The following is a 15480-nucleotide window of genomic DNA, read 5'->3' as shown; positions in this document are numbered from 1 at the left end:
CGTGGCTACGTACACTCAATCCGCACCGGGGGTCCTAGAAGCCCCCGTAGTTCCTAAATCCAAGGGACGCATTGTCGTCAACTGGATCACCTCCACGGACCACAAGACCATCGGGTACATGTACCTGATTGCGTCGTTCGTGTTCTTCTGCCTCGGCGGCGTCATGGCGCTGCTGATCCGCGCTGAATTGTTCGAGCCTGGTATGCAGATTCTGCAGACCAAAGAGCAGTACAACCAGATGTTCACGATGCACGGCACCGTGATGCTCCTGATGTTCGCTACACCGCTGTTTGCTGGCTTCGCCAACGTGATCATGCCGCTTCAGATTGGCGCGCCCGACGTTGCCTTCCCGCGTCTGAACGCCTTGGCTTTCTGGTTCTTCCTCTTTGGTTCGACCATTGCCGTGTCCGGGTTCATCACCCCCCAGGGTGCTGCATCGTTCGGTTGGTTTGCTTACGCGCCTCTCTCGAACACAACGTTCAGTCCCGGTGTCGGTGGTGACCTGTGGGTCTTCGGCCTTGCTCTGTCAGGCTTCGGTACCATCCTTGGTGCTGTCAACTTCATCACCACCATCATCTGCATGCGTGCACCCGGCATGACCATGTGGCGCATGCCCATCTTCACGTGGAACACGCTTGTTACGGCCATCCTGGTACTGATGGCGTTCCCGCCGCTGGCTGCAGCGCTGTTCGCACTCGGTGCGGATCGCCGTTTCGGTGCCCACATCTTCGACCCCGAGAACGGCGGAGCGGTCCTCTGGCAGCACCTGTTCTGGTTCTTCGGCCACCCCGAGGTGTACATCATCGCGCTGCCGTTCTTCGGCATCGTGTCCGAGATCTTCCCGGTCTTCAGCCGCAAGCCGATCTTTGGCTACAAGGGTCTGGTCTACGCGACGATCGCCATCGCCGCATTATCCGTCACCGTGTGGGCCCACCACATGTACGTGACCGGATCCGTGCTGCTGCCGTTCTTCGCTTTCATGACCATGCTCATCGCAGTTCCAACCGGCGTGAAGTTCTTCAACTGGATCGGAACGCTGTGGCAGGGCTCCATTACGTTTGAAACGCCCATGCTCTGGAGCATCGGCTTCCTCGTGACCTTCCTCTTCGGTGGTCTCACCGGCATCATCCTGGCCTCGCCGCCGCTGGACTTCCACGTATCTGACTCGTACTTCGTTGTGGCGCACTTCCACTACGTTGTGTTCGGTACCGTCGTATTCGCGATGTTTGCAGGGTTCTACTTCTGGTGGCCCAAGTGGACAGGCAAGATGCTCAACGAGCGCCTCGGCAAGATTCACTTCTGGCTGCTGTTCCTCGGCTTCCACGGCACGTTCCTCATTCAGCACTGGCTGGGTGTTGAGGGTATGCCGCGTCGTTACGCCGACTACATGCCGCAGGATAACTTCACGTGGATGAACCAGTTCTCCACTATTTCTTCCTTCGTCCTGGGTGCTTCCCTCCTGCCGTTCTTCTGGAACGTCTACATCACCTGGCGCAGCAACAAAAAGGTAGAAGTGGATGACCCGTGGGGCTTCGGTGCGTCGCTGGAGTGGGCAACTTCCTGCCCGCCGCCGCGCCACAACTTCACTTCCTTGCCCCGTATCCGCTCCGAGCGCCCGGCCCTGGACCTTCACCACCCGGAGTTGGCCCAGGTTCACACCGCCGAGGCCCCGTCACCCGCAGCAGCCGTTTTGGGTAACGCCGACCAAAGGGACGTCAGCAAATGAAAATTGAATCGTGGCTCTTCGGAGCCGGAGTCTTCTTCTTCGTCCCCGTAGCCATCGCCTACGGTTTCCTGACGGAATGGAATGAATGGGTCGGTGTCCTGGGCATCCTCCTGGTCGGTGGCCTTGCCGGCATGATCGGTGCCTACCTCGGATTCACTGGTAAGCGAATCGGCCTTCGACCAGAAGACCGTCCTGACGCGGAGATCCACGAAGGAGCTGGCGAGCAGGGTCACTTCAGCCCCTGGAGCTGGTGGCCGCTGGTCCTTGGATTGGCTTGCGCAGGAGGCTTCCTCGGTCTCGCAATTGGGTTCTGGGTGACGTACGTTGCCGGCGGACTTGCCTTGATTGCCTTGGTTGGCTGGGTCTTCGAGTACAGCCGTGGCGATCACGCCCACTAACTAGTTGGTATAACAATGATGGGCCCCACCTTCCGGTGGGGCCCATCGTCGTTAAGTCCTCGTTGTGCGGGAACACATTCGCATCACAGCGGGTCTTCACATGAAGCTGAGAGTGCTTTCAGTGGGCTTGTGCGCCCTCCAGGACGGCGGAAAGAGCTATGAGGGCATTCTCGGCTTCCGGAAGGCTCTGATCGCCGCTGAGTGCGTCTGGAGCTACTGCGAGGAAGACTTCGCACCCATGTCCGAAATCTTCGGTCATCACTTCCAGAAGGGAACGGGCGTCCACCGGGTCGCCGTCGGGCTTGCGGATCGTCACCGGTAGGCCTGTTTCGGTGACAGCACGAACAAATACTGCGGCGGCCCGTGCGTGCAGCCCGATTTCAGCGGCAACGAAGGTTCTCTGCTCCGGCAACCCAGCTCCTTTGATACGACGGAACTTCCGTCTCAAAAACAATCCATACCAGCCTAGCCGCCGGGGCGCCGCCCATTCCACATGGGTCCCCGGTGGTCTAGACCTCCGACCATGCTGAATTATCCTTGAACCATGACTCAATTGGTGGAAGTCTGCCGTGGCTGAGGCAGCAAACATTGCCGGTGAAATCGACCGTACCAGCGGCACGCCCATCTACGTTCAGCTCCGTGAGATTCTCCGAACGTTTATCGCCCAGTCCTGTCCACCAGGGTCTGCGCTCCCATCCGAGCGGGATCTATCGGAACGGTTCGGGCTGGCCAGGATGACAGTTCGTCAGGCTATTGATGCCTTGGTTGGCGAAGAAGTAATAGAGCGTGTAGTGGGCCTTGGAACCTTTGTCAGGAAGCCAAAGCTGGATTTACAGGTGAAGTTAACCTCCTACAGCGAGGAAATGCAGCGTCGCGGAATGGTGCCCGCTGCAAAGGTGCTGAGCTTCGAACAAATTGCGGCAAGTGCTTTCCTGGCCAGGGAGCTGCAACTGGACGAGGGCACGCCCCTGGTGCGGTTCAGGCGTCTGCTGTTGGCCGATAACGAACCCATGAGCGTGGATGAGAACTTCATTCCCGCCCATCGGGTGCCTGGACTGCTCGACGAGGCACCGCCAACGTCGCTGTACAACGTTCTGAGCGAACGCTTCGGCTTGGTGATGGAGTGGGGTGAGGACATGATTGAGGCCACTGCAGCGTCGCCGTCAACTGCCCGGCTTCTCAACGTCGACGTCGGCGCCCCGCTACTCAAGATTCAGCGGCACGCCTTCGTTGCCCGTGCAATGGTTGACTACTCCGTCTCGTACTACCGTGCGGACCGCTACAAACTGTGGGTTCCCTTGCAGCGCCCGGGAATTCGTCCCACGCGCAACTACTCGTCGGGGTATCGCACACAGTAGACCTTGAGCTGCCCGAACGCCCTGCAGGCTGGCGAAATAGAGCAGAGATAAGGGAAGGACCCGGTCCATGTGGACCGGGTCCTTCCCTTATGTCGAGTGCTAAGCGCTAGTGGCTCAGGCTCTTCTGGTCTTCACCAGCTGCGATGGCCTCGTGGTGGCCATGTGCGTGTGCTGCTTCGAGTTCCGCAGGCGTTGCCGGGGCAACACGGTCTTCGAAGAACCAGCGGGAGAGTGCCGCGCGCTGCTTCTCCTTGCGGGTGACTACGCCGTGCTCGTTCGGCTGGGCCGGGATCGGAGCCGGTGATTCGAACCCGACGAGCTTGTAACGCTTGTACTCATCCAGCGGGGCGTGAACCTCGATGAACTCGCCGTGGGGGAGTCGGACGATGCGGCCTGTCTCGCGACCATGAAGTGCAATTTCGCGGTCCTTGCGCTGGAGGGCCAGTGCTACTCGCTTGGTCACGATGAAGGCGATGACAGGGCCGATGAAGAACAGTGTCCGCAGCCAGTAAGTGACATCGTTCAACGACACGTGGAAGTGTGTTGCGATCAGGTCGGAGCCAGCAGCCGCCCACATCACGCAGTACCAAGTGAAGCCTGCAACACCGATGGCAGTACGGGTAGGAGCGTTGCGCGGGCGGTCCAGGACGTGGTGTTCGCGGTTGTCCTTGGTGACCCACCGCTCGATCCACGGGTACATGAACAGCACAGTGAAGATGATGCCGGCCGGTACGAGCGCGGGAAGCAGGACGTTTAGGGTCAGGGTGTATCCGAAGATGACCCACTCGAAGTGGAAGTCGTTGATGACACCCGGCATAAGACGCAGGGCTCCGTCAACGAAACCGATGTACCAGTCAGGCTGGGTACCGGCCGAAACCGGGGAGGGATCGTAGGGGCCGTAGTTCCAGATCGGGTTGATCGTGAACGCTGCCGCCATGAGCGCCAGGACGCCGAAGACGATGAAGAAGAATCCACCAGCCTTTGCGGCGTATACCGGGCCGAGGGGGTAGCCGACGACGTTGCCGTCATTGCGTCCCGGGCCGGGGTACTGGGTGTGCTTGTGCACGACCACCATGAAGAGGTGGATGACAATCATCAGGAGGATGAGCGCCGGCACCAGGAGGATGTGCAGGACATACAGACGGCCGATGATGGCCGTACCCGGGAACTCTCCGCCGAAGAGGAAGAACGAGGTGTACGTTCCGATGACCGGAATGGACTTGATCACGCCGTCGATGATGCGCAGGCCGTTGCCGGACAGCAGGTCATCGGGGAGGGAGTAGCCGGTGAAGCCGGCAGCCATTGCCAGGATGAGCAGCACGCCGCCCACTACCCAGTTCATTTCGCGGGGCTTGCGGAAAGCGCCCGTGAAGAAGACGCGCAGCATGTGCACACCGAGGGACGCTACAAACAACAGCGCTGCCCAGTGGTGAACCTGGCGCATGAACAGACCGCCACGAACGTCAAACGAAATGTTCAGTGACGAGCTGTAGGCAACCGACATTTCGACGTTGTACAGCGGCGTGTAGGAACCCTGGTAGTGGGTTTCCGCCATGGAGGGGTCGAAGAAGAAGGTCAGGAAGGTACCTGACATCAGCAAGATGACGAAGGAGTACAGCGCCACCTCACCGAACATGAACGACCAGTGGTCGGGGAAGACCTTCCGGCCGAACTCGCGCAGGATGCCGGAGCCGCCAACACGCTCGTCCACGAAGTTGGTGAAACTACCAACCTTGGTCTTCGGAACGAAGGGGGCTTCAGCTGTTGATGAGGCGCTCATGCTCGTCACGCTCCCAGTAACTCGGTCCTACAGGTTCTCTGAAGTCGCTGGTTGCGACGAGGTAGCCCTCTGCATCAACTGCGATGGGCAGCTGGGGGAGCGGACGGCTTGCCGGTCCGAAGATGACCTTGCATTCCTGCGTGAGGTCAAAAGTGGACTGGTGGCAGGGGCACAGGAGGTGGTGCGTCTGCTGCTCGTAGAGAGCAACCGGGCAACCGACGTGCGTGCAGATCTTGGAGTAAGCAACGATGCCGTTGTAGCTCCAGTCTTCGCGGCCCTCTGAGGGGTTCAACGAATCCGGGTCCAGGCGCATCAGGAGAACGACGGCTTTTGCCTTCTCGTTCAGCTTGCCTTCGTGGAGTTCGTTGAGGCCTTCGGGGATCACGTGGAAAGCCGAACCGATGGTGACATCCGAAGCCTTGATGGGGGTGCCATCAGGGTCGCGGGTCAGTCGCTTGAGCTTGTCGCCTTCAGGCGCCCACATGGTGTGTGCCAAAGCGTTGTCCGGCCGCGGACCCAGATCGCCGAAGATGGCAAGGGCAGGCAGGGGAGCAAGTGCAACGGCACCAAGAAGGGTGTTGCGGATCAACGGGCGACGCTTGATGCCGGTCTCGTCGACGATGTCATCGACAATACGGACTGCTGCCTGGCGATCTTCTTCAGTACGGATAGCGTGGCGCTCTTCGGACACTTCGTGATCGGGCATCAGGGCCTTGGCCCAGTGCACGATTCCGGTGCCGATTCCCAGCATTGCGAACGCAGTACCGAGTCCCAGAAGGAGGTTCTGGGTACGGATGGTTGCAATAGAGGTATCGTCGCCCAAGTCGATGGCAAAGTATGCCACCAGGAACACCAGGGTACCGATTACAGAGGTGCCAAACAGAATGGCTACCTGACGCTCGGCGCGCTTTGCGGCTACCGGGTCCGTGTCAGCCAGGCGCAAACGATGCGGAGGCAGTCCAGGATCCTGGAACTTCTCCACCTCATTCTGACCAGCCGTAGCTACGGTGCCCGAGTGGTTCGGACTGCCGTCACTATGGTTGCCCATAATTCGCCTCATCCTTCTCTCGTTGTCTCGGCCGGGGCCGAGTTATTTTCAGTTTCAAACTGCTGACCGTGCAGCAGAAGTTTTGTCGTGTCCGGGTTAGGACGTGCGGGACGTCAACCAGATCGTGAATGCGATGATGACACCCAAACCGGCAACCCAAACAAACAGACCTTCAGATACCGGGCCAAGTGCGCCCAGGTCTGCGCCACCGGGGGACCCGTTGGCTTCGATGGTCTTCAGGAAGGTGATGATGTCGCGCTTGTCCTCAGGGGTGACGTTGGAGTCACTGAAGACGGGCATGTTCTGGGGACCGGTAACCATGGCTTCGTAAATGTGCTCAGCGCTCACACCTGCCAAGGCCGGGGCAAACTTGCCGCGGGTCAGGGCGCCACCGGCAGCAGCGGCGTTGTGGCACATGGCGCAGTTGACACGGAAGAGTTCGCCACCGTTGGCTGCGTCTCCCTTCCCGTCGAGGAGGTTCTGTTCGGGAATAGCGGGACCTGCACCGAGGGATGCAACGTAAGCAGAGAGCTGCTTGGTTTGTTCCGCATTGAACTGGGCGGGCTTCTGCTGGGCCTGCGGTCCGCTCATCTGCATGGGCATGCGGCCGGTGCCAACCTGGAAGTCAACTGCAGCAGCACCCACGCCGACCAGCGAGGGGCCGTCCTGGGTTCCGCTTGCACCCATGCCGTGGCAGGTGGCGCAGTTAGCGGCAAAGAGCTTGCCGCCTTCTTCTACGTCACTTGCGCTGAAGCTTGTGGTGCTGGCCTTGGCCTGGTTGACAGTTGTGGCAACGGCGTACAGCCCACCAGTGAGGAGGAGGCCCATCAGCAACAGCGCAATGGCTGCCAGTGGGTGACGTCGCTTCTGCGAGAGTGCCTTCACGTGGTGGTTCCTTTATTCGATCCTGCGTCGGCTCCGAGAGCCGCTTCTTGAAATTCTGCCTCTTGTAGAAAAAGAGTCAAAGCCGGGCTTACTTCAGAACGTAGATGACCAGGAAGAGGCCGATCCACACAACGTCAACGAAGTGCCAGTAGTACGAGGTGACGATCGCCGACGTCGCTTCAAAGTGTCCGAACTTCTTGGCTGCGAACGCGCGGCCGATGATGAACAGGAATGCGATCAGGCCGCCGATGACGTGGAGACCGTGGAAGCCCGTGGTCATGTAGAAGGCGGAGCCGTAAGCGTTGGACGACAGGGATACATGCTCGGAAACGAGCATGGCGTATTCCATGGTCTGGCCGGCTACGAAGAAGGCACCCATGACGAACGTGAGGGAGAACCATTCGGTCATGCCCCAACGCGTGAACTGCAGGAGCCCACCGGTGCGGCGCGGCTCGAGCCGCTCGGCGGCAAAGACGCCCATCTGGCAAGTAAAGGAACTTGCCACAAGGACGATGGTGTTGACGAGCGCAAACGGGAAGTTGAGCTTGGCCGTCTCCTCGGCCCACATCGTTCCTGATGTGGAGCGCAGGGTGAAGTACATGGCAAAGAGGCCGGCGAAGAACATCAACTCACTGGACAGCCAAACAACGGTTCCAACAGAAACCAGGTTGGGGCGGTTCAGCGTCGGGTGCGCCGGGGTACTGGGGGCATGGGTCGCAGATGTCACAAGGACATTATGTCTGTAAAAGTCCAGACTTCCCAATGCAAACCACCGATTCGGGAGACTTTTTCTACAAAGACGCGAATTCGCGCGGAAAAGTTCCCGGCCTCGTTCACATTGGTCATCGGCGTGGCTGGCTCGATAGCATCAGGGAGTGACTTCTCCGGCATCGGCACCTGCAGCCAGTAATACCTGGCCAGGGCTCATCTCTGCACTGATCAACGGCGACGACCTTGCAGTGGGCAACACAGAGTGGGCCATGAACACGATCATGTCCGGTGAAGCGACTCCCGCTCAGATCGCCGGCTTCCTTGTTGCGCTTCGTGCCAAGGGAGAGACGGTGGAAGAATTGGCCGGCTTGGTTGCGGCCATGGTCCAGCACGCCAATCCGATCGATATTTCCGGTGAGAAGCTGGACATCGTAGGAACCGGCGGGGACCGGTTGAACACCGTGAACATCTCCACCATGGCCGCGCTCGTGGCCGCTGGAGCCGGGGCCAAGGTGGTGAAGCACGGCAATCGGGCTGCGTCGTCCACATCAGGATCGGCCGACGTTCTGGAAGCCTTGGGCGTCCGCTTGGATCTTTCGATCGAGCAGGTAGCGCGGAACGCCGAAGAGGCGGGAATCACTTTTTGCTTTGCCCAGGTCTTCCACCCGTCGTTCCGGCATACAGCTGTTCCGCGCCGCGAACTGGCTGTACCCACGGCCTTCAATTTCCTAGGGCCGATGACCAATCCTGCGCACGTGCAAGCCTCCGCCGTGGGCGTAGCGAATGCCCGCATGGCGCCGTTGGTGGCAGGAGTTCTGGCCCGCCGAGGCAGCCGGGGCCTGGTGTTCCGTGGTGACGATGGACTGGATGAATTGACCCCCACGGGCCCCTCCACCGTCTGGGAGATCAGGAACGGAGCAGTCAGGGAACAGGTGTTTTCGCCTGAAGACCTGGGGATCCGCCCCTCGACCGTTGCGGACCTTCGCGGTGGGGATGCTGCTGCCAATGCGGCAGTAGTGCGCGAAATCCTGGAAGGTAAGACGGGTCCGGTGCGTGATGCCGTTCTGCTGAACGCCGCGGCTGGGCTGGTGTCAATCGACCTCGACGCCGACGGGAGCCTTGAGGAGCGGATGCGCACCGCTTTTGCAAGAGCAGCAGAGTCCGTTGACTCCGGTAAGGCCGCCGAAGTACTCGCTAAGTGGATAGCCCTCAGCCAAAGCTGACGATGGGCGGCCCCGCCGTTATTCGGAGTTGTTACTCGAATCCGAGCGCGAAAGCTGCATCAAGGTCGTGCTGTGAGTACGCCCGAAAAGCGATGTGAGTGGTGGTGTGGACCACTGAAGCAACCTTCGACAGGCGATCGGCGATCACGTCGGCTAGTTCGTCGTGCTTGGTCACCCTTGCCACCGCGATGAGATCCCATTCGCCGGTGACAGAGTAGACCTCACTGATGCCCTGAATGGCCGAGATCTGTTCGGCGGTCTCCGGTATGCGTGAGGCATCGGTTTTGATCAGGACGAAAGCGGTGATCACGTGGGGCCTTTCCGGAAATGCATCGTTGCGGACGGTTTCCAGCCTAGTGCATTCCCGCTTGGCGTGGCTTGATCACGCCCGGCGTTGCCGCTTACGCGACGCCCGCAGTAGCAGCGTCGCAAGGACCCGGTACCCGAGAAGGAATACGCCAAGGCTGATCAGCGCCACGAGGACAAAAGGCACTACGACGGTTTGGCCAGTGACAGCCCTCAACAACATTCCAACCAGCACCGCACCGATCCAGATGCTCACCCCGGATGGCCATACAGCCAAGGGTGCACCCCACGCGCGAGTGACCACCCACGCAATTGCCGCTCCGGCCAGGAACGGCCATGCTGTGGCGAAGGCTCCCGAAATGATGTCTCCGCGGGCGTGTGCGTCGCGGCCGATGGCGGCGAAGACAAGAATCAGCAGAAGGTCGGCAATAGCTGCGGGAATCCACAGTCGAGATGGTGAAGACATACTGCCGACACTATCCGGGCCTTCCTTCATGCGCGAAGCCGGCTCCTGGGCCACAGCCCTTGCGTGTGGTCCGATGGGCCGTCACCATGAGGGCAGGTGCCCACGCGGCAGCGCAGATTTGTGGCAGCGCAGTTTTGGAGGATGCCGTGCGATTTGTCCAGGTGGCCCAGCATGCCGAAGATCTTCAAAGGGCAGCGGCTTTCTATGCAGTGCTGTTGGACGCCGAACCGAGTGCCATCTTTGATCCGCCCGGCCTCCTGTTCTTTGATGTCGGCGGGGTTCGCCTCCTGTTGGAGAAAGGTGCACCGTCGGCGCTCGTTTACTTCGAGGTGGCAGATCTTGAAGGAACCGTGGCAGATTTTCGGCGCAGGGGAGTGCGCATCATCGCCGAGCCGCACGTGATCCATATGCATGAAGACAGCACTTTGGGTCCCGCCGGCTCGGAAGAGTGGATGGCCTTCATCGAGGACAGTGAGGGCAACACCGTGGGCCTGGTGAGTCGGATACGCGTGTCGGGGGACTGACTAGCAGTGACCGCTCCATCACCACGGCACCTGGTACCGGGCCAGCCAAGGCCCTTTCCGCCGTCGGGCGTTGTGTGGGCGATCGCACGGTACTAACCTCTGACGGGGGACAGGCTGTTCCCGACGCGTCCCTGGAGGAGCCGCAGATGCAGAAGATTTCCACTTGTTTATGGTTCGACGGGCAAGCGGCTGAAGCTGCCCGGTTTTACACATCGACTTTCGATCATTCATCCATGGGACAAACCATGCAGGGGCCCGATGGAGAGGCGCTCACTGTTGAGTTCGAGATCGAGGGCAGTCAGTTCATGGGCCTCAACGGGGGACCGGCATTCTCGTTCAATGAGGCTGTGTCGCTGGTGGTCAATTGCGATTCTCAAGAAGAGGTGGACAAATACTGGGACGCCCTGCTTGTCGGCGGTCAGGAGAGTCAATGCGGATGGCTAAAGGACAAGTTCGGCCTGTCGTGGCAGATCGTTCCCACGGCCATGAACGGACTGTTGGCAGGCCCCGATCCCGAAGGTTCACAGCGTGCCCTCGAGGCCATGATGAAGATGCGAAAGCTTGACATCAATGTTCTGCAAAGGGCGTACGACGGCGACTAAACGCTGTGGGGGACAGGCGCCGCCTGGCGCTGTTAGCATTGCCGCACGATGACGTGTGACTATCACAACAATGAGGAGAACTGACCAATGACGACCCGCCTCAACCCGTACATTTCATTTCGGGATAACGCACGCGATGCAATTACTTTCTACGAGTTCGTCTTTGGCGGCGAACTAAACATCAGCACCTTCGGCGACTACCAGGCCAGCGAGGATCCAGCAGAAGCCAACAAGGTCATGCATGCCATGCTGGAGACCCCAAGCGGATTGACATTGATGGCTGCCGACACGCCCACCGGAATGGAGTACAACCCTGGTGACAACATTTCGGTCTCCTTGAGTGGAGACTCGGCGGATGAAGCGGAGCTCCGCGGGTACTGGGACAAGCTGATCGACGGCGGAACCGTGACAGTCCCGCTGGAGATGGCGCCTTGGGGTGACACCTTCGGAATGTGCGTAGACAAGTTCGGCATCGGCTGGCTGGTCAACATTGCAGGAGCACAGCAGGCCCAATAACGCTGCTCGTGGCCGGCCGGAAGTCCGGCGGCCTAGGACAACAACAGGGATGCCTATCCGGATTGCCGGATGGGCATCCTTTTTGGTTCCCGGCCCGATTGAGCACACGGCTGCAGCTCGCCTGCTTGTCACAGAGTCTGTTGATGTTGTCACAAATACTGTCTGAGAAATGAAGTAAGTGAGATAGTTGTGTCAAGTAAACGGCTGGTTAAGGATTTGTAATCGTTCAATCCTGCCTTGTCGCGGTAGCGTCTGCGTGATAACGTTTCGCTTGCTATTGCATATGGGGGTTCCACAAGTTATTTACGTAGCGGTTAGGCCGTCATTTACGTAGATTTACTAATTGATCTCAAGGGAAACAAATGAAAAAGACCATCACAACTCTTATGGTTGCGGGAACCGTCATGTTCGCTGGTATTGCACCAGCCGTAGCCAGCACCTACCCGGCACCAGGCAATGAGCAAGGAACCGTCTCCGACGGCACGATTGACCGCGGTGAAACCATCACCTTCTCCGCCAGCGGATACATCCCAGGCGAAACAGTCGACATAACTTTCGAGAAGAGGGGCGGACCACAGGGGAGCGCTCCAGCGAACTTCGGCGTTATCGCCAACGGTGATGGCGCCATCACTACGAGCGTCACTTTCGAAGATGCGGGTAGCTACATGATCACAGCGGTTGGTTCAGAGTCCGGAGTTACTCGGTCTGCACGGGTGGCTGTAAACAACGGCAACCACGGACGCGGAAACAACGGCAACCACGGACGCGGAAACAACGGCAACGGTAAGGGAGGTGGCAACCATGATTCCGATTTCGTTGCTGTCTCCAGCGTCACAGACGCTCGTGCAGCAGCAGGGCCGGAGAAGTTGGCTACTGATCCCGGCCTCATTGTTTGGGGGCTGGCTGGAGCAGGCGTCCTGGCAGCGGGCGCCGCATCGGTAGTGATTGCACGCCGACGCTCTGGCGCCACGCCGTCCGATTAGACATTATCCATAAAGGCAGGGTGGGTGTCTCTTTGAGGGAACACCCGCCCTGTTTTGCTGCAACCCGCGAATTTTGCTGACTACTCGAAAGCGGCAGGGTGGCCATCGATTTTTGGTTTTGAAAATTTCGTTGAATTACCTGAATAAATCGAGTTGAATTGGTGGTCGTCTACCATAATGCGCGCGTGGACGTTTAGCGCACGCAAATGGCAAGTGCCGTCAACTGCCGTCAACTCCCAGTAGCGGCCCGATTGCTTCCTGTATGCGCGGTTTTCCATGCCAACCTGGTGGATGTGATGTAACTCCGGCCCGTCGGTTATGGCCCAGAATCGTGCCGGGTTCGTTTCGCCCTGGGGAGTGTCAATCACTTCTTTACTTTACATAATGTAGATTATCGGCGTTATGGGAGTGTCTCTGGGAAGCGGGTGGGGCTGGTTGGTGTGGTCGCTATGAATGCCTTCCGAGCGACCACACCAATGGACGCGTTACGCCGAGACGTAAGCAGCCAGATGCTTGCCCGTTAGCGTTGGCTTATCCGCCACGAGCTCAGCCGGCGTTCCTGCGAAAACGATGTTGCCGCCGTCGTGTCCGGCGCCTGGTCCAAGATCAATGATCCAGTCAGCATGTGCCATGACAGCTTGGTGGTGTTCGATGACAATCACCGATTTTCCGGACTCAACAAGACGATCCAGCATGCCCAGCAGGTTTTGGACATCAGCCAGGTGCAGGCCGGTGGTCGGTTCGTCCAGGATGTAAATGTCTCCATTTTCGGACATCTGCGTTGCCAGCTTGAGCCTCTGGCGCTCACCACCGGACAATGTGGTGAGTGGCTGCCCCAGCGTTAGGTAGCCAAGGCCAACATCGGCAAGGCGATCGAGAACCTTGTGGGCAGCCGGGGTCCGGGCTTCGCCCTCGCTGAAGAACACTTCAGCCTCATCCACAGACATTGCAAGCACCTCTGCAATATTGCGTCCACCCAGCCGGTACTCCAGCACAGACGCCTGAAAGCGCTTTCCTTCACACTCTTCACAGGGCGACTCAACCGTGGCCATCACACCCAGGTCCGTGTAAATCACACCCGCTCCGTTACACGTTGGGCACGCGCCCTCGGAGTTCGAACTAAACAGTGCCGGCTTGACACCGTTGGCCTTCGCAAAAGCCTTACGGATGGGTTCCAGCAGGCCTGTATACGTGGCGGGGTTGCTTCTGCGGGATCCGCGGATGGCGCCCTGATCAATCACCAGGACACCGTCTCGCTTGGCTACGGAGCCGTGAATCAGCGAACTCTTGCCGGACCCAGCCACCCCGGTGAGGACGCAGAGAACGCCAAGGGGGATGTCGACGTCGACGTTCTTAAGGTTGTTTGTTGAGGCGCCCCGGATTTCCAAATGACCTGAGGCGGAACGCACACTGTCCTTAATGGACGCCCGATCATCCAAGTGGCGCCCGGTGATGGTGTCGCTCCCCCGCAATCCCTCAAGGTCGCCCTCGAAGCAAACCGTGCCGCCTCCGGTCCCGGCGCCAGGACCCAGGTCAACCACGTGATCAGCGATCGCGATGGTTTCCGGCTTGTGTTCCACCACCAGCACCGTGTTGCCCTTATCGCGAAGCTGCAGCAGCAACTGGTTCATTCGCTCGATGTCGTGTGGGTGCAGGCCAATGGTTGGTTCGTCAAAGACGTAAGTAATATCCGTGAGGGACGACCCCAAGTGCCGGATCATCTTTGTCCGCTGGGCCTCTCCCCCGGACAACGTTCCCGCGGGTCGGTCAAGGGATAGGTAACCCAATCCGATTCCGGCGAAAGAATCAAGGAGGTGCTGGAGACCCTTGAGCAGAGGAGCTACGGAGGGCTCATCAAGTTCGCGAACCCAGTCTGCGAGGTCGCTGATTTGCATGGTGCACACGTCAGCGATGCTCTTGCCCTTGATTTTGGAGGACCTTGCCTCGGGGCTCAACCTTGTGCCTTCGCATTCGGGACATGTGGTGAAGGTTATGGCCCGCTCCACGAAGGCGCGAATGTGCGGCTGCAAGGCGTCTACATCCTTGCTGAGCATCGACTTCTGGATCTTGGGAATCACGCCTTCGTAGGTGAGGTTTATCCCCTCCACTTTGATTTTGGTGGGCTCACGGTAGAGGAGGTCGTGGAGTTCCTTCTTGGTGAACTTTGCGATGGGCTTGTCCATGTTGAAGAACCCTGAGCCGCTGAAGATGCGTCCATACCAGCCATCCATGGTGTAGCCGGGGATGGTGAGGGCGCCTTCGCTCAAGGATTTGGTGTCGTCGTAGAGAGCCGTGAGATCAAAGTCGTTGACCGACCCCATCCCCTCACAGCGGGAACACATGCCGCCCAAGCGATTGAACGTGGCCTTCTCGGTCTTGGTCTTGCCTTCTCCGCGTTCCACTGTGATGGCGCCGCTGGCCTTTACCGTGGGCACGTTGAATGAGTAGGCGTTGGGCGAACCAATGTGGGGCTGGCCAAGGCGGCTGAACAAAATCCGCAGCATGGCATTGGCGTCCGTGGCGGTACCCACGGTCGAGCGCGGGTTGGAGCCCATTCGCTCCTGGTCCACGATGATCGCCGTCGTCAAGCCTTCAAGCACGTCGACGTCGGGCCTCGCCAAGGACGGCATGAAGCCCTGTACAAAAGCGCTATAGGTTTCGTTGATCATGCGCTGCGACTCTGCGGCGATGGTCGCGAAGACCAGTGAACTCTTCCCGGAGCCGGAGACGCCCGTGAACACCGTGAGCCGGCGCTTCGGGATCTCAATGCTGATGTCTTTCAGGTTGTTTTCACGTGCACCTTGGACCCGGATCAAATCGTGGGTGTCCGCAACATGGGACCCGGGAGATTGCGTGTCCGTGCTCGTGGCAATAGTCATGATTTCTCCATCTGTTAGGCGGCGTTGCCCAACAGTCCCCCGTCGGCGTCGCCTGGCTCTCTCTGACCGGCAACG

The 15480-nt window shown here is 59.3% G+C and carries 17 protein-coding genes; 8 read left to right on the top strand and 9 right to left on the bottom strand.

Annotated elements, in window-relative coordinates; genetic code table 11:
- Position 1: 1 nt before the first annotated feature.
- Together ctaD and ACNAOT_RS11730 are read left to right on the top strand one after the other, a co-directional pair.
- Positions 2-1726, top strand: coding sequence for a cytochrome c oxidase subunit I (gene ctaD, locus ACNAOT_RS11735; protein ID WP_011774899.1), 1725 nt, complete (start codon positions 2-4; stop codon positions 1724-1726).
- Positions 1723-2124, top strand: coding sequence for a cytochrome c oxidase subunit 4 (locus tag ACNAOT_RS11730; RefSeq protein ID WP_017197598.1), 402 nt, complete (start codon positions 1723-1725; stop codon positions 2122-2124). Before ctaD ends, ACNAOT_RS11730 begins: the two co-directional genes overlap by 4 nt.
- A 118-nt stretch (positions 2125-2242) precedes the next feature.
- Here ACNAOT_RS11730 and ACNAOT_RS11725 read toward each other — a convergent pair whose 3' ends face one another.
- Positions 2243-2536 carry an HPr family phosphocarrier protein gene (locus tag ACNAOT_RS11725; RefSeq protein WP_420178147.1) on the bottom strand — a complete coding sequence of 98 codons (294 nt, stop codon included), beginning with the start codon at positions 2534-2536 and terminating at the stop codon, positions 2243-2245.
- Between the two features lie 157 nt (positions 2537-2693).
- On the opposite strand from ACNAOT_RS11725, the gene ACNAOT_RS11720 reads away from it, so the two are divergent.
- A complete protein-coding gene (locus ACNAOT_RS11720; RefSeq protein WP_420178146.1) occupies positions 2694-3482 on the top strand; it encodes a GntR family transcriptional regulator in 789 nt (262 codons plus the stop codon).
- 106 nt (positions 3483-3588) lie between these two features.
- On the opposite strand, the gene ACNAOT_RS11715 is transcribed toward ACNAOT_RS11720, so the two are convergent.
- From ACNAOT_RS11715 to ACNAOT_RS11700, 4 genes are all read right to left on the bottom strand, one after another.
- Positions 3589-5262, bottom strand: coding sequence for a cytochrome b (locus ACNAOT_RS11715; RefSeq protein WP_178993937.1), 1674 nt, complete (start codon positions 5260-5262; stop codon positions 3589-3591).
- On the bottom strand, positions 5240-6310 hold the full coding sequence (locus tag ACNAOT_RS11710) for a ubiquinol-cytochrome c reductase iron-sulfur subunit (protein ID WP_026005323.1): 1071 nt from the start codon (positions 6308-6310) through the stop codon (positions 5240-5242). The genes ACNAOT_RS11715 and ACNAOT_RS11710 overlap by 23 nt, the downstream gene beginning before the upstream one ends.
- A 96-nt stretch (positions 6311-6406) precedes the next feature.
- On the bottom strand, positions 6407-7195 hold the full coding sequence (locus ACNAOT_RS11705) for a c-type cytochrome (protein ID WP_091467705.1): 789 nt from the start codon (positions 7193-7195) through the stop codon (positions 6407-6409).
- A gap of 88 nt (positions 7196-7283) precedes the next feature.
- Positions 7284-7958, bottom strand: a complete 675-nt coding sequence (locus tag ACNAOT_RS11700; RefSeq protein ID WP_017197604.1) for a cytochrome c oxidase subunit 3 — start codon at positions 7956-7958, stop codon at positions 7284-7286.
- 112 nt (positions 7959-8070) lie between these two features.
- On the opposite strand from ACNAOT_RS11700, the gene trpD reads away from it, so the two are divergent.
- Positions 8071-9129 carry an anthranilate phosphoribosyltransferase gene (gene trpD / locus ACNAOT_RS11695; protein WP_420178145.1) on the top strand — a complete coding sequence of 353 codons (1059 nt, stop codon included), beginning with the start codon at positions 8071-8073 and terminating at the stop codon, positions 9127-9129.
- A gap of 31 nt (positions 9130-9160) precedes the next feature.
- Here trpD and ACNAOT_RS11690 read toward each other — a convergent pair whose 3' ends face one another.
- Entirely contained in the window at positions 9161-9439 is a 279-nt protein-coding gene (locus ACNAOT_RS11690; protein WP_017197606.1) for an Lrp/AsnC family transcriptional regulator, read from the bottom strand.
- 72 nt (positions 9440-9511) lie between these two features.
- Positions 9512-9901 carry a DUF3054 domain-containing protein gene (locus ACNAOT_RS11685; RefSeq protein WP_420178144.1) on the bottom strand — a complete coding sequence of 130 codons (390 nt, stop codon included), beginning with the start codon at positions 9899-9901 and terminating at the stop codon, positions 9512-9514.
- A 146-nt stretch (positions 9902-10047) separates the two neighbouring features.
- Here ACNAOT_RS11685 and ACNAOT_RS11680 point away from each other — a divergent pair, with 146 nt between their 5' ends.
- The 4 genes from ACNAOT_RS11680 to ACNAOT_RS11665 all read left to right on the top strand — a co-directional run bounded on the left by ACNAOT_RS11680 (position 10048) and on the right by ACNAOT_RS11665 (position 12526).
- Complete coding sequence (locus ACNAOT_RS11680; protein ID WP_420178143.1) at positions 10048-10425, top strand: VOC family protein; 378 nt, start codon at positions 10048-10050, stop codon at positions 10423-10425.
- Positions 10426-10571: 146 nt separating this feature from the next.
- Entirely contained in the window at positions 10572-11027 is a 456-nt protein-coding gene (locus ACNAOT_RS11675; RefSeq protein ID WP_420178142.1) for a VOC family protein, read from the top strand.
- Positions 11028-11114: 87 nt separating this feature from the next.
- Positions 11115-11543: a VOC family protein gene (locus tag ACNAOT_RS11670; RefSeq protein WP_420178141.1), complete on the top strand. Its 429-nt coding sequence runs from the start codon at positions 11115-11117 to the stop codon at positions 11541-11543.
- Between the two features lie 362 nt (positions 11544-11905).
- Positions 11906-12526: a hypothetical protein gene (locus tag ACNAOT_RS11665; RefSeq protein WP_420178140.1), complete on the top strand. Its 621-nt coding sequence runs from the start codon at positions 11906-11908 to the stop codon at positions 12524-12526.
- 80 nt (positions 12527-12606) lie between these two features.
- Here the strand turns inward: ACNAOT_RS11665 and ACNAOT_RS11660 are convergent, their stop codons facing one another.
- Positions 12607-12894 carry a hypothetical protein gene (locus ACNAOT_RS11660; RefSeq protein ID WP_420178139.1) on the bottom strand — a complete coding sequence of 96 codons (288 nt, stop codon included), beginning with the start codon at positions 12892-12894 and terminating at the stop codon, positions 12607-12609.
- Between the two features lie 117 nt (positions 12895-13011).
- Positions 13012-15405, bottom strand: coding sequence for an ATP-binding cassette domain-containing protein (locus ACNAOT_RS11655; RefSeq protein ID WP_420178138.1), 2394 nt, complete (start codon positions 15403-15405; stop codon positions 13012-13014).
- Positions 15406-15480: the final 75 nt, after the last annotated feature.

The sequence above is a fragment of the Paenarthrobacter sp. TA1.8 genome, from assembly GCF_048595705.1.
GTDB classification, from domain to species: domain Bacteria; phylum Actinomycetota; class Actinomycetes; order Actinomycetales; family Micrococcaceae; genus Arthrobacter; species Arthrobacter nitroguajacolicus.
Note: the sequence above shows the minus strand (reverse complement) of the source record. Positions and strands in the feature narration are given on the sequence as shown.